This is a genomic window from Neobacillus terrisolis, from assembly GCF_051233475.1.
GTDB lineage: Bacteria > Bacillota > Bacilli > Bacillales > Cytobacillaceae > Bacillus_BU.
Genome location: NZ_JBKFGH010000027.1, coordinates 89,632 through 107,954 on the forward strand (window position 1 = coordinate 89,632; position 18,323 = coordinate 107,954).

The window sequence follows — 18,323 nt, forward strand, 5'->3', positions numbered from 1 at the left end:
CCCGTCATTAATAGAATGTTCTCTTGATTCTCTATCTAATTATATTTATACTAATTTTGTCTTATATTTTTTTACAGGCGAACCTCGGTTCGTCTGCTTTTTTTATTACTTTTACAATAAATGAGCTTCTAGAGCGCTTTTCAATTCGTTTTGATCAAGAATATTCGTTAAACCGATTACTGTTCTAGTCCCATCATCTAACTGACTAATAAGATCCTTTGAGCCAAGGTAAAGATCTGCCTTTTCTGATTTACCTGTTGTCAAATCAGTATGGGAAACATCTGCATCAATACCCAACTGACCTAAGATTGTTTTTACATTCATTTCTACGATAAAGCTGCTTCCAAGACCATTTCCACAAACAACTAATATTTTTTTCATCTTTTTTTCCTCCTTAATGGGTTGAATATTTCTGAATGATTTCTAATACTTCATCCGCCTTTTCAGCAGATAAAAGTTTTTCAATATTGCTTTGATCGGACAGCATGTTCGACATCTGTGATAATGCCTTTAAGTGCGTTTCACTGTCAATTGCCGCTAGAACAAACATTAGATTAACTTGATGTTCTGGTTTTTCTGAAAAAGCACAGCCATTCTTCAGATGCAAGAAGCTCATACCCAGCTTTTTCACGCCGGCTTCCGGCCGAGCATGTGGCAGGGCAATTTTTGGGGCAATCACAATGTATGGTCCCATCTGATTAACACTGTCTATCATCGCGTCAATATATTCTTTAGAAATGCATTGATCGTTTAATAGCGGTTGAGACGCTAATGTTATAGCATCTTGCCAGCTTAGTGCTTCCGAAATAAATTGGATTTTTTCCTTTGTTAATAGCTCGTTAAGCATCGGTTTTCGGAGCACCTCCTTCTCTATAACTTTTTGTGATTGAAAATAGTCTTTTAACTCCTGGTACAAAGTCTGTTCATTCTTAATATCAGCATGCTTCCTAATAATCGTCAAAAGTGACTCAATGTTCTCAGACTTCTTTATTTCCGTTAAGGAATGAATTTGTTTTAACAATGAGGCCTTTTCTGTATTATTTAAAATTGGATTCACAACAAAGACCGGAACCTGCTTTTGTGTAATCGGTGTCGTTGAAATAATAAAATTTAAATCAGAAAGGTCTGTTTTTTCATATTCCCGAACTGTTACCACTTTTACAACATCGACTGCGGGGATCAAATCTTCAATTTGTTTTTGCAAGATTCGCGAAGTCCCAATGCCACTTGCACAAACCACAATGGCCTTTTTTCGAGACTCTACCGTTACCCCTTCTTTAGCAATCCAGCCGCCAAAATGCATGGCAATATAGGCAATTTCATCGTTGGAGATCTTCTTGCCGAGAACATGTTCAAAGTGATGAACAACCTTTTTAGTCAGAACAAAGATATCGTGATAATTTTGCTTAACGGATTCAGCTAATGGGTTTGCAAGCTCGATTCCATATTTAATCCGGAAATAGGCCGGTTTTAAATGAACAAAAAGGTTTCTTTCCAAATCAGTCCGATTTTGAAAAAACAAACAAGCAAATTTTTGGAAGTCATCAACCATTAAAGGAATGATTTCCTTTAAGTTAACTAAGTCATGATTTTCAAGATCCGTTAGCTTATAATCACTTATTTTCGACCCCAGGAGGTACGTGGTCATATATAAAACTTCATCTTCAGGCATTTTAATCAAGAATGTGTCTAGAATTTTTTCACTTATATATTTGGCTGCCTGGTATTCACCTGTCCCTTTAATAACCTCTTTTTCAACTGGATCGATGGATATATGCTTACCTTGATTAAATCTCTTGATAAGTAAAAATAGCTGAACACTTAATGTTTGCATCACTTCATCGGTATACTTTACTCCAACAAACGGTTCCAATTCATTTAGAATTTCATAGATTGTATCTAAATCTTTCCGAGTAACCATTTGGGCTGCCAGATGGGGTTCTTGATGCTGGGTCAATTGTATTTCTGTTAACAGTTCATCCCAGCCTCGATTCGTCAACACTTGAGATAAAAAGTAGGCCAATACTTTCCGCTTATCCTGCTCTTCTCCCAATATGCAATATCCTGTGGATTTCTGGAACTGCAGTTTCACCTCAAAATGACCCAACTGTTCTTTTAGCTCCTTGATATCGTTCAAAAGAGTACTTCGACTCACATTCAACTTATCAAGTAAATCTTGTAGAAATATAGAAGTGTCCCTTGTCAAAATAAAAATCGCGGACCAAGCTATTCGTTCTTTTCTCGAAAATTCATAATGACTCTGCTTGTCCAACAGTGACAGACTTTTGCTAATTAATGGCCGTGATTTTTCACTTAGATAATATCCTGCTGATCGAACATATTTAAGTTCCTCAAGCTGTTGACTTTTCAGCCAATGATTGATTTTTTCAACATCATAATAGACGGTCCGCTTTGAAACGTTCAACTCCTCCATAAGTTCATCCGGAGAAACATATGAAGAGGTATGAACCACTTTCTTTAGTATTGCAATACAACGTTGATCTAACGTCATTTGGGGCGCTCCCTTCCATTATTACAGACGCTTACATTTAAACGTTGCAAAAATGAAGTGACTTTTCTTTGCAAAGATTAGACTGATAGATTTCGAAATTGCTATCTACAAAGTAATTATACTATTGTTTCTTGCAATTTTAAGTCCGAATGTTGTAGATTCGTTTTTGCAAAGATTGAACTGATTCCTTTTTAGGAGAACAAGGGGACGGTTCTTGTGAATATCAAACTAAAAGGGGAGAGCAAGGGGACGGTTCTTGTAAATCTCAAACTACTAGCTGTGTATGGGCTAAACTACGTAGTTTTTGATGTTTTCAAGCCTTGTTTTTGAAGCGACTGTACTCGACAGAACCGTCCCTATGTATTCCTCAAATAAGGGATTCTATGTCCGCATTATACTTTAGAGGACACTGGTTCCGTTATTTCCCTCATTTTCGGCTATTTTACAAGTTTGGCGGACATAGGTTCCGCTATTCGGCTATTTTCATGTAAAACTCCATGATTTTTGACTCAATAAGGACTCTGGTGTCCGCTTAAATCATAAAACTAGTGTTTTTAACGGAAATAAGGGATTCTATGTCCGCACAATTCTTTAGAGGACACTGGTTCCGCTATTTCCCTTATTATCGGCTATTTTGGTAATTTGGCAGACATAGGTTCCGCTATTCGGCTATTTTCATGTCAAACAGCATCATTTTTAACCCAATAAGGGCTTTGGTGTCCGCTAAGATTATAAAACTAGTGTTTTTTAACGAAATAAGGGATTACATGTCCGCACAAAACGCTCGCAAGTAAGATTTAACTGCAAAAAGGGACCAAAGCAAATATGCAGTAGTCCCTTTTCGCAGTTAATAGCTGGGAAAATGTGATTCGTGTATTTGACCTGGCTCTTGTTTCTTCCGTAATTCCTCTAATGCGGCAAGCAATACTTTCATTTGGGTCTGTTTATCATGAGGCTTACCTAAGGAGTGGCCGAATTCAAATCCGACTGGATGAATGGCACGAGGAGGTCTCATCAGACTCGATTGCTCCACATCAAGAGTAATCAAAGTTGTTGGAATCCCCTGTGCTTCAATTCCGCGCTGCACTGTAACTACAGTGCGATGGCAAAGTGGTCAGCCGGCAGTAAGGATGACGGCATCCGCTTTGGAACGGACGACCTCTTTGACAAGTGCCGGGATGGTCTCATTGTTGATTTTACTAAGACGCATTGAGTACCCCATCATCGTCATGTGCTTTTCAGCAACACCGCCAAGGTCCCCATCATCGACCATTTCTCTTAAACGATCAATCGGAAAAACACAATTGATATCTTCCTTTGGATAATCTGTATTGTAGTGATCTTTTGGTGCTGCATGGGTAACCGTTAAGTCTTTTGAATCAACATCCCCCGGAATAATCCGAAATGAAGCGTCCCCTTCAGCCGGATCCGTATTGAATGGTTCTTGATCCTTAAGATGGACACCTGATGTTGAAACAATCATAATCGTTGTTCCATGCAGCGGCTTTGTAACGGGTGTATATGGGATCGCTTTTCTTGACAGTTCCATACACAGCCTCCCTTTTGTTTCATTTTTAAACAGACAGATTACAATTTACGTAAAACATCAAATAATTCTTCATTGTCTGGTTGTATACCGATCGGATGAACATCGATGAAGCGAACGATCCCCTCTTTATCAATGATAAATAAGGCACGTTCTGATGCTCCGTATGCCGGTTCATCCGGATTTTTACGAAGGACACCGTATTTTTCCGCGACCTCGCCATGCGGATAAAAGTCAGAGCAGAGCGGGTAAGAAATTCCACCGATTGATTTTGCCCATGCATCATGACTGTGAACACTATCAACGCTGATACCCAAGACCTGGGTATCGAAATCTTCAAAACGAGGAAGGTCATCCTCGTAAGAAGGCATTTGCGCGCCTCAAACTGGAGTCCAATCTAGAGGATAAAAGCATAAAAATACATTCTTGGAGCCACGAAACTCGCTTAAGGAAACTTTGCGATCACCGTGGGCTGGCACTGTAAAATCAGGAGCCTGATCACCCAATTTTAGAGTGCTTGTTTCAGAAGCACCTTGCGGCATATACTGATTCCCCTTTCAATTAATTAGTATGAAACAGTTTCAGTATCGACCATTTATTGGAGGATTATCCACCTATTTTCCTCAAAGAATGTTAAGTATGGGGTCTAAAGAATAAAATACTTTGCCTAAATAAAAACTAAGCAGAGACAAACATTGCTAACTGGAGGTAAAACATGACTAGAATTCACAACCCTCAGCAGGAGAAGAAAAACAAGGATAAACCAAGTAAAATTGATGGCCAATTACATGGAGGCATGATGGAATCAGCAGATCAATTTGCAAATCTTATTACTGGTGCAGTGAGTAATGTTGGAGATAATGAAAATGGGGATGATCGAAACAATACATCCCCCAACAAATAATCAAATTGAAGAGCCAGGCACCTTTTAAATTAAAAGATGCCTGGCTCTGACTAATGATTTTTGCATGAAAAACCATACATACATATTTTGTCGTGATCTTAACTATTCTTATGGATTGATTGATTATTTCTTCTTACTTTCTTCTACATCAGTATTGCTATACATCGCTGTTCCTTGTCCTCCGGTGGTTCTGGCTAGTAATTCTTTCACTTCATTATATGAGAGTCCGGATTGTGCATTCAATTTTTTTACCTCATCAATGTTTGTTCCCACAATCGTATAATTACCATCGTTTTTATTACTTTTTTCACTCATAAAAACACCTCTAATCGTTTTTGAATATTTTCTCCAAAATAAGGGGTGATTATTAATTTTGATATGGGCTATTGCGTGGCAAGACTGTATTTTTCTTACTTATTTTTAAAGTTTACATAATAATATTATTATCTATTTGCGTGTCGTATTTTGCTTGGGATAATTTATTTAAGCTTTTTATTTTTTTTAACTCACATTGATACTTGTTTTTTCGTAATATAATAAGTTTATCGTAAAAATAGAAAAGAGTGTGTATTACATGGCAATTTTGAAAAACGATTGGGCATCATTGCTTGAGGATGAATTCCAGAAACCGTATTATTTGAATTTAAATGAGGCTTTACAATTAGAGTACGAAACACAGGTTGTGTATCCGCTTCAGGATGATATTTACAACGCACTGCACCTTACTTCTTTTAAAGACACGAAAGTGGTTATTATTGGTCAGGATCCCTATCATGGACCTGGACAGGCTCATGGATTAAGCTTTTCAGTTAAACCGGGTGTTGGCATTCCTCCCTCATTGAAAAACATTTATAAAGAACTTGAGGCTGATATGGGATGTACGATTCCCAATCACGGTTATTTAGTGGACTGGGCGAAGCAAGGAGTGTTGCTCCTTAATGCAGTATTAACGGTCCGATCTGGACAGCCTAACTCACACAAAGATCTTGGGTGGGAGAAGTTCACGGACAGAGTTATCGAAACGTTGAATGAAAGAGAGCAGCCGGTTGTGTTTATTCTTTGGGGACGATTTGCCCAACAAAAGGAACAACTGATCACCTCATCCAGACACTTTATTATCAAGTCCCCTCACCCAAGCCCTTTTTCCGCCAATAAAGGCTTTTTTGGAAGCAGGCCATTTTCTCGTACAAATGCCTTTTTGCGGGAAATTGGGAGCAAGGAAATTGATTGGCAGATTAGTAGTTTGTAATAAACAAAGGATTTTTTTGTTGCAAGCGGATTGAGAATATTTTTCGCGGACACTGAGTCCGTTATTTTGATCATTTTGGTGTATTTAAAGTCAAGTCCATCTTTATGTGTAAAAATTTCTATACAATGATTCGACGCAAAAAGTAATACTAGATAAGTAAACAATATTTATTTCGAATTTACATTGAGGGGCGGGCATGATAGCCTGGAAGGCAAGCCAGGTGTTGTTAGACACCTGGCTTCCTGGCTTAACATCATGCCCGCTGGAGGCTCAATGTCAATTCGAAATTAGGGTCTATATCTAATTTTGGGGCGAGGGTTATTTAGCCTTTTTTAGATATGGGCCTTTCTTTTTATTACTCCATTCTTCTTCTATATCCATTAATACAGCACCGATTAATCTAATAGCGGATTGATCATTTGTGAAAATTCGAATAACCTTTTCTCTCCTACGAACTTCTTGATTAACTCGTTCTAGCATGTTTGTGGTACGTAAGTGTTTATGATACTCAACAGGTTGAGAGTGAAATTGAATAGCGTCTTCAAATCCATTCTCAAGAGTCTCAATCGCTTTTGAAAAACCTTTCGTGTCTTGATATTTATCTATAAAGCGATTTTTTAATTCCCTTACGACGTCTAAATCGGAGTTTTGGAATAAATCCTTTAGCTCTTGACGAGCTTCCACAGTTCCTTTTTTCGGTAAAGTATCCATGATGTTTCTTAAAAAATGGACACAACATCTCTGCCAAGAAGTGCCTAAAAATGATTCTTTAATAGATGTCACTAGACCACCATGAGCATCAGAAATGATCATTTTAGGTGATTGAAGTCCTCTTGATTTTAGGTATTCAAAGAAAGAAGTCCAACTTTCGGTTGACTCAGTGTGGTTAATTTTTAAGCCAATAATTTCCCTATGACCATTTTCATTAACACCAGCTGCGATATGAACGCTTTTGGACACTACTTGTCTATTTTCACGAATTTTAATGTACATGGCATCCACATAAATATAAGGGTAATAATGAACGTTTAGTGGTCGGTTTTTCCAGTCAGTAATCACCGGATCTAAGGATTTGATAAGGCTCGAAACAAGTGATTTAGATACACTTTTCCCGCATAATTCTTCTACAATCTTAGTAACTTTTCGTGTTGAAACACCACTTACAACCATCTCAATCATAGAAATGATTAATGCTTGATCGCAGCGTTTGTATTTATCAAAGACTGTTGTAGAAAATTCACCATCTCTAGTCCTGGGTACTTTTAACTTAAGTGAGCCAACACCGGTAATTAGTTCACGCTCATAATAACCGTTTCGATAGCCTCTACGTTCTTCCGTTCTTTCATGAGAAAGAGCATTGATATACTCATCCCTTTCTTTTTCCATTAAGGAATTTAGAATGAGTGATAAGGAAGCTTTCACCGAAGATTCTAATGAACTATTATCAATTTTTCCTTTGAGTTCCTCTAAGTTTATAGTAATATTGATTTGGGTCATCATCATGTCCTCCGTTTTATGGTTTTCTTGGTCGAAAACATTGTAACACGGGTCATGATGATGACCTATTCTTTTTACACAATTATAAGGACTTAATCGTATTTAAGTAGTTTTGAGGACATAGGATCCGCTATTTGCCCATTTTACAGTAAAAAGGCATACAAATTGATACAATAAGGGCTCTGGTGTCCGCAAAGTTAATAAAATTGTATATTTTCATAAAAATAACGGATTCAGTGTCCGCATACCCCAAACATGTTTTAGACGAAATTCCCTCCGTGGTTTTCTTACCTCTATCCGATTCCTCCGGTTTTGACTCAAAGCTAACCATAAAGCCGGTCAGCAAATTCGGAATGAATCAAGATTAAAAACGCACGAATGGTCCCGGTGACGATGTGTATATCCAACCATGTTTTTCATTTTCGACAAAAAGCTGCCCTTTTTACTAGAGCAGCTTTCATTATTTGTTTTTTTTTGCCTCAGATATTGATTTACTTTTTATGCGGACACTGAGTCCCTTATTTTTAATAAAAACGCCGATAAATTCATGTTTGCGGACACCAGTTCCATTATTTAGCCAATATTCCATAAAAACAGGCTCAAATCACCTGAATAACGGAACGTATGTCCGGCAAGTAAAGAATTGCATAGATTTTTCCTAAAATAGCGAACCGTATGTCCTCTAAAAATTTTAATTAGCATTTAAAAAACAAATAAAGCTGTCGATTTTGTATCGACAGCTTTATTAGAGCTATTGCTCACTTTTTTATTAGAATTTAGAATGATAGTTTTCGATTTCCCAAGAGGAAATTGCAATGCGGTAGCTATCCCATTCTGCTTTTTTCATCGCTACATACTCATTGTATACATGCTCACCAAGAGTTTTTGCACCGATTTCTCCTGCTTCTAATTCTTTAACAGCTTCTTCTAAGCTACCAGGTAAGTTTTCGATTCCTCTGAACGCTCTTTCTTCTTCAGTCATGTGGAAGATGTCTTCGTTCACTGGAGCTGGAGCTTCAAGTTCTTTCTCGATTCCATCTAAACCTGCAGAAGCAATTACTGAGAATGTTAAGTAAGGGTTAGATGATGGATCTGGACAACGTAATTCTACACGTGTCGCAAGACCTTTTTTCGCAGGGATACGAATTAGTGCTGAGCGGTTAGAAGCAGACCAAGCAAGGTAAACTGGAGCTTCATAACCAGGTACTAAACGCTTATAAGAGTTTACTAGTGGGTTTGTTACTGCCACAAAGTTCTTAACGTTTTCTAATACACCTGCAATAAAGTGGTACGCTTGTTTTGATAATTGTAACTCATCGGAAGGATCGAAGAATGCATTTTCGTTTCCTTTGAAGAATGACATATTCACGTGCATACCAGAACCGTTGATTCCAAATACTGGCTTTGGCATAAATGTAGCATGGTATCCGAACTTCTTCGCAACAGTTTTAACTACCCATTTGTAAGTAGTTGATAAGTCAGCTGCAGTTAGTGCATCAGCATATTTGAAGTTAATTTCGTGTTGTCCTTCTGCTACCTCATGGTGAGAAGCTTCGATTGTAAAGCCCATTGCTTTTAAAGCACGGTAGATTTCTAAGCGAACGCGTTCGCCAAGATCATGTGGTTGTGGCTCGAAATAGCCTGCTTTATCGCCTAATTCTTGTGTTGCATAACCGTTATCATCGTTTTTGAATAAGAAGAATTCTAATTCAGGTCCTACTGAAATAGTGTAGCCTTTGTCAGCAACACGCTCAACCGTTTTCTTAAGAACGTTTCTTGTATCGCCTTCAAAAAGTGTTCCGTCCGGGTTTGTAACAGAGCAAAGGAAACGAGCTTCTGAATAACCTGGCTCTTCAGTCCAAGGAAGTACAGCAAAAGTAGTTAAATCTGGTTGTAGGTAAAGGTCTGATTTATTAATAGGTGAGAAACCTTTAATTGACGATCCATCAAACATCATTTTACCTTCTACTACATCTTCTAATTGCTCAACAGTTACCGTAACATGCTTTAAGATTCCTTCGATATCAACAAATTGTAAGTGTAGTAGTTCAACATTTTTTTGATTAATAGTTTCTTTAATTTTTGCTAAAGTTTCTGTAGTGTTTGCAATAGTAGTTTTGCTCACGTTATATTACCTCACATATCCACGTAGTATTTTATTACATCCATATTCTCTGTTTTTTATTATATTTATTTCTACACGATTTGACAACTATTTTTTTGAATATTTTTTCGAATATTTATACAAAAATTTTGGTAGCGTTTTCAAGTTAAGACTGACAAGGATGGAGATGATTATCATAAATATACATATTTATTAATAGTTTTCATTACACTCTGATATCTTTCTTTTTTTATAAAAATAAAATGCGTTACCATCCGAGAGAAGATGGTAACGCATTTATTAATTGTTATCCTGAGCTTTTAATGTCCAACAACCTGCAACCGATGATTTCTGTAAAGCTCTATGTGGTGGGATTTTGTCTTATAGAATCATATTAAAAATTACTTGATATCCCAAAGGTAGGATTGATGCTATCAAGGCACCAATAATGATTGTCGTTGTAGCGAAAGTTAAGCGTTTTTGATTCGAAATTTCCCCTCTTTTATAAGCAACAGTCAATACCTTTAGGATGGAAGAAACCGTAATTACTATGATGATAGCTGAAAAAATACTCGCAAGGATTACTGGCATTTTAGAATCACCTTTTAGTTTGCATTTACTAAATTTTACCATTTCTATTTTGAAATAAGTACCCTATTTATTATAAAATTCTTGTATTGAAGCACAAAAAAGGTCACAAGTAGCTCCTGTGACCAAATGGGTTATGTTTTACAGTTCGAACTTTGATTTAAGGTAGTGGTATACTCCGTCTTCATCACACGTGAATTCGGTTACTTCAGTGGCCATTTCTTTAATGCGGTCTGTTGCATTTTTCATCACGACAGGGTAACGAACGAATTTTAACATTTGAATATCGTTGTCACTATCCCCAATCGCCATTGTTTCATCTACGGACAAATTAAAGTGCTTTAACATCTGTTTGATTCCGGTTGCTTTGTTCACGTTGGCAACCATTACTTCCACATTGAAGTCCGAGGATGATGAGGTGGTAAAGTCGATTTCTTCCTTTATTTTTTCAAGCTCTTCCTTCCAGCTATTGATATGGTCTATCGTTCTGGAAAAGAAATAAAATTTTGAGAATCCATCCCCTTGTATCCGATCAGCCCAAGCAATTTTTCCTTTAATCGCTTCCTTACGGGAAAGCCACTCATTGATTCCGACGTGCTCTGGTTTTGGATCTCTAATTTCATTTACTACATAGTGATAATCATGTTTTAACGTAACTCGCGGTGAGTTGTATGGAAATAACTCATAGTACACTTTGTTTTGTCTTGCTTTTTCAACAATTGTATCGACTAATGGTCGCGGGAGCGAATGCTTAAATACTTCATCGTGACCTACGAAACCTGCCATCCCATTTGAAGTAACCATTCCATCCACTTTAAAGCCTTTTGGCACAACACTCTCTACTTCCTCAAACGCTCTGCCGGTTGCAAGAAAAACGAATATTCCTTGGTTTCGTAAGTCATCAATGATTTCTTTTGTATGTATACTTACCTTATTTTGGTGATTTAGGATCGTACCATCCATGTCTAAAAATATGGCCTTTTGTTTGAATTGCACTGCGTGACCTCCAGATACCTTTTTTTGATTTAAAACAAAAGATTATATTAGTATACCATAAGTATTTTTTACAATAAAAAAGAGTGCCCGGCTTCCAGACGGACCCGGCACTCTAGTTTAATTAGAGGTTAATATTTTTAGATGAGTTTTTTTAAAAAAACACCTCTTTTTTTAAAATCACTTGGAATTCTTATTAAAAAATGATTATTTTTTAGAGAAAAACCTGCTATTTTTTTTAAAAATATCTCTTTTTTAAGGATTTCTCGGTTTTTTGAATAAATGTTTGCCCGCTGAAAGGTCGTTATGCCCATTTAAATGTGGATATGGTATATTTCAGAAAAAATATGGGTCAACTTTGAAAATATATGGTCCAACTTTTTAAATATATGGTCCAACTTTAAAAAGTTATGGTACAAATTTTGGCTCTTATGCTCAAGTTTCCCCTGATATGCTCGTCAGTACCCCTTTATGGTATAAACGTAGAAAAAGCTAATTATAAAAAATGATGCACAAGAACCGTCCCCATGATTCAAATTAACCCCATTTTTTTCGCGTCGAACTGCAGTTGTTCTCTAAACTGCGGGTGAGCGAGGGTGATTAGGGATTGGGTTCTTTGTGATAGGCTTTTGCCTTTTAGTTGGGTGATGCCGTATTCTGTTACTACGTAATCGACGTCGTTTTTAGATGTGGTCACCACTGAGCCTGGTGTTAGAACGGGTTTAATTCTTGAAATGGTTCCGTTTTTTGTGGTGGAATGCATGCAGATAAACCCTTTTCCGTTTTTGGCAAATTGGACGCCGGTTCCAAAGTCGGCTTGACCGCCTGTTGAGCTGTAATACCTACCGGCAACGGTTTCAGAAGCGCATTGACCGTAGAAATCAATTTCGGTTGTGGCATTAATGGAAATCATGTTGTCTTCTTTAGCAATAATACGTGGATCGTTAACATAATCAACAGATAACATTTCGAGATGCTCGTTTTGATCCATAAAATCATAAAGGTCATTTGATCCGAATGCAAAAGTGGCTACAATTTTTCCAACATGAGTATTTTTCTTCGCACCTGTGATAACACCGGCTTTGAACAGTTTACTAATTCCATCCGTTAACATTTCTGTATGAATGCCTAGGTCTTTATGATTTTTCAAAAGGCTTACCACCGCATCTGGTATCCCACCAATCCCCACTTGTAATGTTGCCCCATGATCAATCCGCTCAGCAACGTATTCAGCTATTTTTTTATCAACATCTGTAATCACTGAAGGTTTGAGTTCCACTAAAGGGGCGGCATGACGGACATAGCCCAGGATTTGAGATATGTGTATGTTATTGTTTCCCTTCGTTCGAGGCATGTGTTGGTTTACTTGCAGGATAAACGGTATTTTGCCGATAAAGTAAGCTGCGTAATCCGCTTCGGTTCCAAGTGAAAAATAGCCATCTTCATCCATTGGTGTAGCTTGACAGATAACAACTGGATGCTTTGTTATTTTTTCCAAAAGTTTAGGCATTTGATGAAAATGATTTGGGATTAAGTCACAGGTACCGTTTGCGTAGGCTTTTCGAGCAAAAGTATTCATAAAATAGGAATGATAATGGATTTGAGGATATAACCCATGCATATAGTTCCGGTCTTTTAATTCAAGCATTTGGTGAATTCGTAAAGATGAAAAAAGCTGTGGATTTTCATCGATTGCGGACAGAATGAAGTCAGGTTCTCCATTTCCGACAGGAATGATAATATCGGCATCATTGGGTATTAAGGATAAGAGTTCTTTAATATCTTTTTCTTTGTGTTGGTTCATTCGCATACTCCTTTGGTGCATAGTTTTCAATTTTTAACTGATTGGTATCTTGTTTAAATTTTATCATCAGTTAAATAAAGAAGGTAGATTAATTATTTCTTAATTCCGTTTAATTTGGCGTGTTATTATAAAAGGATAACGATAGTCTAATTGGGGGGACGTTTGATGAATATTATCGTAGATGATTTATCCGGAACAGAAGTGATGGAGCTGATCAGAGAACATCTTCAAGATATGGCACTCCATTCCCCTCCCGAAAGTATACATGCGCTGAATCTTGACGGATTAAAAAAGCCCGACATTACTTTTTGGAGTGCATGGGAAAACGGAGACCTACTTGGTTGCGGAGCAATAAAGGAGCTTGACAGTCAGCATGGTGAAGTAAAGTCGATGAGAACTTCTAAACGTCATCTTAGAAAGGGAATTGCTGCGAGACTTCTGGAACACATTATTGAAGAGGCAAAGCGCCGTGGCTACCAACGCCTTAGCTTGGAAACAGGCTCAATGAAAGCTTTTGAACCAGCTAGAAGACTTTATGAAAGCTTTGGGTTTGACTATTGTGAGCCCTTTTCAAATTACATTGAGGATCCTAATAGTGTATTTATGACAAGGGAGTTATGAGGAATAGTTGTTTTCTAGTATTGGGGTTGGTGTTCCCTGTAAAAATTTTACTCTTTTAAGATTCCTACACAAAAAAGTGTTTAACATCTACTTATTTATACATATATAATATTTTTATAAAATAATTTTGAATGGATGCCTACTGAATACTTCTTATTAGTAAATACAAAATGTTTGAAGGTGTAATTTTACATGGTTTTACTAGAAATTGTTCTCCCTGCCTTTTTGATTTTTCTATCCGGATATTTGGTGCAAAAAAAATTCCAAGTGAGTATCCGTTCGATTTCCGTAATATCGCTGTATATCATGTTGCCGGCTCTTTCTTTCCATACCTTTTTCACGATTAAATTAAATATGCAAATCTTATATGCTGCGGCAGTATCTTTGCTGCTAATGTTTGCCCTCATGGTCATTGCCAGAATTGTGAGTCGCTTGCTTCGGTATGATGCTGCGGGAGAAAGCTCGATGATGTTAGTCACGGTATTTATGAATTCCGGTAATTATGGTGCACCGATCGTTTTGTTTGCCTTTGGCCGTCCCGGCTTTGAATTTGCAGTATTAATCATGGTTTTCCATCTTATTCTGATGAGTATTTTCGGCGTTTATCTCGCCTCCAGAGGCAAACAAAGTGCGAGTACATCGTTTAAAAACATTCTCAAAATGCCAAGTGTGTACGCGATGGTGCTGGGGTTATTATTACAAACGTTGCATGTCGAGATGCCGGACAGTTTCCTTCAGGCATTCGATTTGGTGGGACAAGCTTCTGTTCCAACGGTAATGATTTTATTAGGGATGCAGCTTGCAGAGCTGACTCTTAAAGATTTTGATTGGAAAGCGATTTGGCTCGGTACAGCGATTCGGCTGGTGATATCTCCCCTACTAACCTGGGGGATTTGTCTGCTTTTCCCGTTACAATCGCTTTTGCAAAATGTGTTAATCCTTACCGCGGCAATGCCTTCTGCGGTTACGGTGTTGATGTATGCAATTGAGTTTGATGCTAAACCGCAATTTGTCTCGAGTACTACCTTTGTGTCCACCGTGGTAAGTTTTTTTAGTATAGCGATGGTTGTGTTTTTCTTGAGGTAGTGACATTTCGAATCGTGGTATTACAAAAAGAGTGCAGGCGCCTTCTTGAAAATAGAGGTGGGCCGGCACTCTTTTTTTTTGCTCGTAGTTTTCATTCATTTGCATGTAGACGGCTTTAAATTTTGAAAAATAACGCACGAGAACCGTCCCCTTGACTACATAATCCTCCCTCTCAAGGGAATTATAGGGAATGAAAAAGTACGCTTTGATGACGTGGAGGTTTTGAAATGAGCAATTCAAGTAATCAGGAGAAGAATTTGCTGTACCCGCCGCAGCACCAGGATCAACATCCGGGCATGGAATATTTAATGAATCCTTTACCCTTGTTTGAAGATAAAAATTACAAAGGCAGTGATAAGCTTAAAGAAAAGGTTGCACTTATTACTGGTGGGGATAGCGGAATTGGACGTGCTGTTGCTTTGGCTTTCGCCAAAGAAGGTGCAGATATTGCTTTTGTTTATTACAATGAGACGAAAGATGCTGAACAAACGAAAGAACTGATTGAGGCGACTGGTCGTCGGTGTCTAGCTATATCAGGTGATTTAGCTGACGAAGCCTTTTGCCAAAAAGTAGTGGCAGATACGATTCAGTCATTTGGAAAATTGAACATCCTTGTCAACAACGCAGCTGTTCAATACGTTCAAAATGGACTTGAATTTATTTCGACTGAGCAACTGACTCGAACCTTTCAAGTGAACGTGTTTGGGATGTTTTTCTTAACAAAAGCCGCTCTTGCTCATATGGGAAAGGACTCAAGCATTATTAACACTAGTTCGCTTACTGCTTATGAGGGAAATCCCCAATTAATTGACTATTCTGCAACGAAAGGTGCGATTGTCTCTTTTACTCGGTCATTAGCGAAGTCTTTAGTTCAAAAAGGCATTCGAGTAAATGGTATAGCCCCTGGACAGGTTTGGACTCCATTGATACCCTCCTCCTTTCCTACAGAACAAGTTGCCAAATGGGGCAGCACCAACCCGATGAAAAGATCCGGGCAGCCAGTCGATTTTGGACCGGCTTATGTGTTTTTAGCTTCAAACGACTCGGCATTTATGACGGGGCAGATTCTTCACTTAAATGGTGGGGTTTTTGTGACGAGTTAACAATCGGTTTTTTCGAGTTCCTGGCACCATCCTGAAAATAGGTTGTGCCGGGCACTTTGTTTCTTTTAGATTGATAGTGGCTGCCAAAGTCCCCCACTGCTCTTGCAACATGTCGGTCAGAAGAACCGTCCCCCTGTTCACAAGCCAAAATGTTGTTTTACGAGCTGATTAAATTTTTCTCCGTCAATTTCTTCTTTATATTCTCTTCCGCCGATTCGTTGGGTGAAGGAGGTTTCTGTTAGAACGAGATTTCCTTTGTCTATTAGTCGGGTTACGAGTAGGCTTTTGTTAAAAGGTGAATAGGGATTTTCAACTATGATCTGTTGTACCTCATTCAATTCCGTTTCATCCTTTAAGTAGTGGGTTGAGTCAAAAATATATCCGCTAACCCAATCTTCATCCCTGTATTTCAGCTTCAATTCCATTAAGCAATCTCCATCTTCACTGTCGACCTTGCTAATCCGAAAATCTCCATTACTTGAGGAGGTTACCTCTCCGTTTAATGGAACCGGCTTTACCGGCAAATTTACTCCGAATCCGGTATCAACCACATATTTCTCGCCATCATGGGTGAGTAGGATAATAATATGGGTTCTGCCCGCTTGACTCCATGACTTTGCCCCAATGTTGTAGGATCGACCCCGCACAAGCTCAACATTAAAACTATTTTCTAATAAAAAGAAGTAAAGCATCGTATTGATTTCGTAGCATACTCCCCCTTCATTATTGATTAGAATTTTCTCGATTAAGTATTCTTTAGTAATTTCTTTATTTCGTTTATTCATAATGGCCAAGTTTTCAAATGGAATGGTTTTTGCGGTTAGTTCGAGGATTCTGTCTAATTTTTCAAATGATATTACCTCGTCCTCAGGGAAAGATATTCTATTTCGAAATAATTTATTTATAGAAGACATTAATTTCTCCTCCAGAGTATATTGTGATTACGGGTTCAATATTTTTAGTATCGCATAAATCATTTCTTTCTGCTTTGTATATGTCTATATTAAAAAATACCTGACTTTTATAAAAATCAGGTATTCATTATTCATCTTATAAAAACTAAAAAACTAGGAAAACATTTACCTGTGTTTGAAAATATATATCTTTTCGGCAAAAAAACTTATGATTAGACCGATAATTAGAGGAACAAATGAACCAGTTGAAATGGAAAAGCCATTTGCGTTATTAGTATACTCGTAATGAAACGTTAACCATGGAATTCTAAATATATAACCAGCAGAGTATAACAGGGCAGTTATCAATGCAAAAGAGCCAAAAGTGACAATGAAGCTTTTTAATTTCATAAGAACACCCCTATTATTATTGATTTGCAATTTCTACCATTTTATCAAAAAGAATGAGCAATGTGAACCTTTGTTGTAACCCGCCTACTTTCGGCTTAAAAAATAACCATAAGAACCGTCCCCTTGCACCACTCGTCTTGGCAATTTAAAATATTAGTAGTAATACCCATTATTTGGAGGTACGTTGGTATGAGATATGTAGCTGTTTTTTGTGGTTCGAGAAATGGAGCATCTGATGTGTATATAGAGGGCGCTATGAGGCTGGGAAAGGAGCTTGCTAGCCGAAAGATGACCCTTGTTTATGGCGGATCAAGTTTAGGTGTAATGGGAGCAGTTGCCGATTCTGTGTTAGAAGCCGGCGGGCAGGTCATCGGTGTCATGCCTAAATTTTTGGATTCAAAGGAACGATCACACCAAAATTTATCAGAGCTAATTATTGTTGATTCTATGCATGAGCGGAAAGCGAAAATGGCGGATTTGGCAGAGGGCTTTATTACATTGCCAGGTGGACCCGGTACGATGGAAGAATTCTTCGAGATTTTTACTTGGGGACAGTTAGGGCTTCATCAAAAGCCCTTAGGTATACTGAATATCAACCATTATTATGATCCACTTGTTGCCTTGTTTCATCATATGACGGATGAGCAGTTTATGGATGAAAAGTTTCGTTCAATGGCACTTGTGGATACCGAGCCGAGCGGACTGTTGGATCAATTTGTTAGTTTTAAACCGATTGATGTTAGAACTTATTTAACGGAAGATCGGACCTAATGTAAGAATTATTTTTTTTTAAAACCAAGAGGGTGAAAGCAATTCGTCCCCTCTTGGAAAACCAAACAGTTTTTCACGAAATTTTCTTTATACAAGCTCCATCAGGGCAACTCCTGATTTTATCGCGGCTTCGGAAACAGCCTTCGCAACGCTTGATACCACACGAGTATCTAGAGCACTTGGAATAATATAATCCGCATTCAACTCACTATCGGAAATTGGCAATTGAAATTCCTGCTGA

The 18,323-nt window shown here is 37.8% G+C and carries 19 protein-coding genes; 6 read left to right on the forward strand and 13 right to left on the reverse strand.

Features of this window, described 5'->3' with window-relative positions; all coding sequences use genetic code 11:
* Positions 1-111 precede the first annotated feature (111 nt).
* The 5 genes from ACI48O_RS16945 to ACI48O_RS16965 all read right to left on the reverse strand — a co-directional run bounded on the left by ACI48O_RS16945 (position 112) and on the right by ACI48O_RS16965 (position 4,600).
* Entirely contained in the window at positions 112-381 is a 270-nt protein-coding gene (locus tag ACI48O_RS16945) for a PTS sugar transporter subunit IIB (protein ID WP_435563029.1), read from the reverse strand.
* Positions 382-394: 13 nt separating this feature from the next.
* Positions 395-2,512 carry a BglG family transcription antiterminator gene (locus tag ACI48O_RS16950; RefSeq protein WP_435563030.1) on the reverse strand — a complete coding sequence of 706 codons (2,118 nt, stop codon included), beginning with the start codon at positions 2,510-2,512 and terminating at the stop codon, positions 395-397.
* A gap of 847 nt (positions 2,513-3,359) precedes the next feature.
* On the reverse strand, positions 3,360-3,560 hold the full coding sequence (locus tag ACI48O_RS16955; RefSeq protein WP_435563031.1) for a hypothetical protein: 201 nt from the start codon (positions 3,558-3,560) through the stop codon (positions 3,360-3,362).
* A 66-nt stretch (positions 3,561-3,626) separates the two neighbouring features.
* Positions 3,627-4,061, reverse strand: a complete 435-nt coding sequence (locus ACI48O_RS16960; protein WP_435563032.1) for a glycine/sarcosine/betaine reductase selenoprotein B family protein — start codon at positions 4,059-4,061, stop codon at positions 3,627-3,629.
* Between the two features lie 38 nt (positions 4,062-4,099).
* Positions 4,100-4,600 carry a redoxin domain-containing protein gene (locus ACI48O_RS16965; RefSeq protein ID WP_435563033.1) on the reverse strand — a complete coding sequence of 167 codons (501 nt, stop codon included), beginning with the start codon at positions 4,598-4,600 and terminating at the stop codon, positions 4,100-4,102.
* Between the two features lie 173 nt (positions 4,601-4,773).
* On the opposite strand from ACI48O_RS16965, the gene ACI48O_RS16970 reads away from it, so the two are divergent.
* Complete coding sequence (locus tag ACI48O_RS16970) at positions 4,774-4,962, forward strand: hypothetical protein (RefSeq protein ID WP_435563034.1); 189 nt, start codon at positions 4,774-4,776, stop codon at positions 4,960-4,962.
* A gap of 123 nt (positions 4,963-5,085) precedes the next feature.
* Here the strand turns inward: ACI48O_RS16970 and ACI48O_RS16975 are convergent, their stop codons facing one another.
* Positions 5,086-5,277, reverse strand: coding sequence for a gamma-type small acid-soluble spore protein (locus ACI48O_RS16975; protein WP_435563035.1), 192 nt, complete (start codon positions 5,275-5,277; stop codon positions 5,086-5,088).
* Between the two features lie 259 nt (positions 5,278-5,536).
* Here ACI48O_RS16975 and ACI48O_RS16980 point away from each other — a divergent pair, with 259 nt between their 5' ends.
* The gene (locus ACI48O_RS16980; protein ID WP_435563036.1) at positions 5,537-6,211 is read left to right on the forward strand and encodes a uracil-DNA glycosylase; all 675 of its coding nucleotides are present in this window, start codon (positions 5,537-5,539) and stop codon (positions 6,209-6,211) included.
* A 318-nt stretch (positions 6,212-6,529) separates the two neighbouring features.
* Here ACI48O_RS16980 and ACI48O_RS16985 read toward each other — a convergent pair whose 3' ends face one another.
* The 5 genes from ACI48O_RS16985 to ACI48O_RS17005 form a co-directional block, all read right to left on the reverse strand.
* Positions 6,530-7,708, reverse strand: a complete 1,179-nt coding sequence (locus ACI48O_RS16985) for an IS256 family transposase (protein WP_435563037.1) — start codon at positions 7,706-7,708, stop codon at positions 6,530-6,532.
* A 769-nt stretch (positions 7,709-8,477) separates the two neighbouring features.
* Positions 8,478-9,833 carry a type I glutamate--ammonia ligase gene (gene glnA / locus ACI48O_RS16990; protein ID WP_435563038.1) on the reverse strand — a complete coding sequence of 452 codons (1,356 nt, stop codon included), beginning with the start codon at positions 9,831-9,833 and terminating at the stop codon, positions 8,478-8,480.
* 360 nt (positions 9,834-10,193) lie between these two features.
* The gene (locus ACI48O_RS16995) at positions 10,194-10,403 is read right to left on the reverse strand and encodes a hypothetical protein (RefSeq protein ID WP_435563039.1); all 210 of its coding nucleotides are present in this window, start codon (positions 10,401-10,403) and stop codon (positions 10,194-10,196) included.
* Between the two features lie 138 nt (positions 10,404-10,541).
* Positions 10,542-11,396, reverse strand: coding sequence for a Cof-type HAD-IIB family hydrolase (locus ACI48O_RS17000; RefSeq protein ID WP_435563040.1), 855 nt, complete (start codon positions 11,394-11,396; stop codon positions 10,542-10,544).
* A 529-nt stretch (positions 11,397-11,925) separates the two neighbouring features.
* Positions 11,926-13,197: an acetyl-CoA hydrolase/transferase family protein gene (locus ACI48O_RS17005; protein WP_435563041.1), complete on the reverse strand. Its 1,272-nt coding sequence runs from the start codon at positions 13,195-13,197 to the stop codon at positions 11,926-11,928.
* Between the two features lie 165 nt (positions 13,198-13,362).
* Here ACI48O_RS17005 and ACI48O_RS17010 point away from each other — a divergent pair, with 165 nt between their 5' ends.
* The 3 genes from ACI48O_RS17010 to ACI48O_RS17020 all read left to right on the forward strand — a co-directional run bounded on the left by ACI48O_RS17010 (position 13,363) and on the right by ACI48O_RS17020 (position 16,007).
* Positions 13,363-13,818 carry a GNAT family N-acetyltransferase gene (locus ACI48O_RS17010; protein WP_435563042.1) on the forward strand — a complete coding sequence of 152 codons (456 nt, stop codon included), beginning with the start codon at positions 13,363-13,365 and terminating at the stop codon, positions 13,816-13,818.
* Positions 13,819-14,010: 192 nt separating this feature from the next.
* Positions 14,011-14,904: an AEC family transporter gene (locus tag ACI48O_RS17015; RefSeq protein ID WP_435563043.1), complete on the forward strand. Its 894-nt coding sequence runs from the start codon at positions 14,011-14,013 to the stop codon at positions 14,902-14,904.
* Between the two features lie 227 nt (positions 14,905-15,131).
* Positions 15,132-16,007, forward strand: coding sequence for an SDR family oxidoreductase (locus ACI48O_RS17020; protein ID WP_435563044.1), 876 nt, complete (start codon positions 15,132-15,134; stop codon positions 16,005-16,007).
* A 137-nt stretch (positions 16,008-16,144) separates the two neighbouring features.
* On the opposite strand, the gene ACI48O_RS17025 is transcribed toward ACI48O_RS17020, so the two are convergent.
* The gene (locus tag ACI48O_RS17025; RefSeq protein WP_435563045.1) at positions 16,145-16,921 is read right to left on the reverse strand and encodes an arylamine N-acetyltransferase family protein; all 777 of its coding nucleotides are present in this window, start codon (positions 16,919-16,921) and stop codon (positions 16,145-16,147) included.
* 579 nt (positions 16,922-17,500) lie between these two features.
* On the opposite strand from ACI48O_RS17025, the gene ACI48O_RS17030 reads away from it, so the two are divergent.
* Positions 17,501-18,082 carry an LOG family protein gene (locus ACI48O_RS17030; protein ID WP_435563046.1) on the forward strand — a complete coding sequence of 194 codons (582 nt, stop codon included), beginning with the start codon at positions 17,501-17,503 and terminating at the stop codon, positions 18,080-18,082.
* Between the two features lie 87 nt (positions 18,083-18,169).
* On the opposite strand, the gene ACI48O_RS17035 is transcribed toward ACI48O_RS17030, so the two are convergent.
* Positions 18,170-18,307: a hypothetical protein gene (locus ACI48O_RS17035; protein ID WP_435563047.1), complete on the reverse strand. Its 138-nt coding sequence runs from the start codon at positions 18,305-18,307 to the stop codon at positions 18,170-18,172.
* Positions 18,308-18,323 lie beyond the last annotated feature (16 nt).

Coding starts and splice junctions, on each gene's coding strand:
- ACI48O_RS16945 (WP_435563029.1), bottom strand. CDS start 381: ATGAAAAAAATATTAGTTGTTTGTGGAAATGGTCTTGGAAGCAGCTTT.
- ACI48O_RS16950 (WP_435563030.1), bottom strand. CDS start 2,512: ATGACGTTAGATCAACGTTGTATTGCAATACTAAAGAAAGTGGTTCAT.
- ACI48O_RS16960 (WP_435563032.1), bottom strand. CDS start 4,061: ATGGAACTGTCAAGAAAAGCGATCCCATATACACCCGTTACAAAGCCG.
- ACI48O_RS16970 (WP_435563034.1), top strand. CDS start 4,774: ATGACTAGAATTCACAACCCTCAGCAGGAGAAGAAAAACAAGGATAAA.
- ACI48O_RS16975 (WP_435563035.1), bottom strand. CDS start 5,277: ATGAGTGAAAAAAGTAATAAAAACGATGGTAATTATACGATTGTGGGA.
- ACI48O_RS16980 (WP_435563036.1), top strand. CDS start 5,537: ATGGCAATTTTGAAAAACGATTGGGCATCATTGCTTGAGGATGAATTC.
- ACI48O_RS16985 (WP_435563037.1), bottom strand. CDS start 7,708: ATGACCCAAATCAATATTACTATAAACTTAGAGGAACTCAAAGGAAAA.
- ACI48O_RS16995 (WP_435563039.1), bottom strand. CDS start 10,403: ATGCCAGTAATCCTTGCGAGTATTTTTTCAGCTATCATCATAGTAATT.
- ACI48O_RS17005 (WP_435563041.1), bottom strand. CDS start 13,197: ATGAACCAACACAAAGAAAAAGATATTAAAGAACTCTTATCCTTAATA.
- ACI48O_RS17010 (WP_435563042.1), top strand. CDS start 13,363: ATGAATATTATCGTAGATGATTTATCCGGAACAGAAGTGATGGAGCTG.
- ACI48O_RS17015 (WP_435563043.1), top strand. CDS start 14,011: ATGGTTTTACTAGAAATTGTTCTCCCTGCCTTTTTGATTTTTCTATCC.
- ACI48O_RS17020 (WP_435563044.1), top strand. CDS start 15,132: ATGAGCAATTCAAGTAATCAGGAGAAGAATTTGCTGTACCCGCCGCAG.
- ACI48O_RS17025 (WP_435563045.1), bottom strand. CDS start 16,921: ATGTCTTCTATAAATAAATTATTTCGAAATAGAATATCTTTCCCTGAG.
- ACI48O_RS17030 (WP_435563046.1), top strand. CDS start 17,501: ATGAGATATGTAGCTGTTTTTTGTGGTTCGAGAAATGGAGCATCTGAT.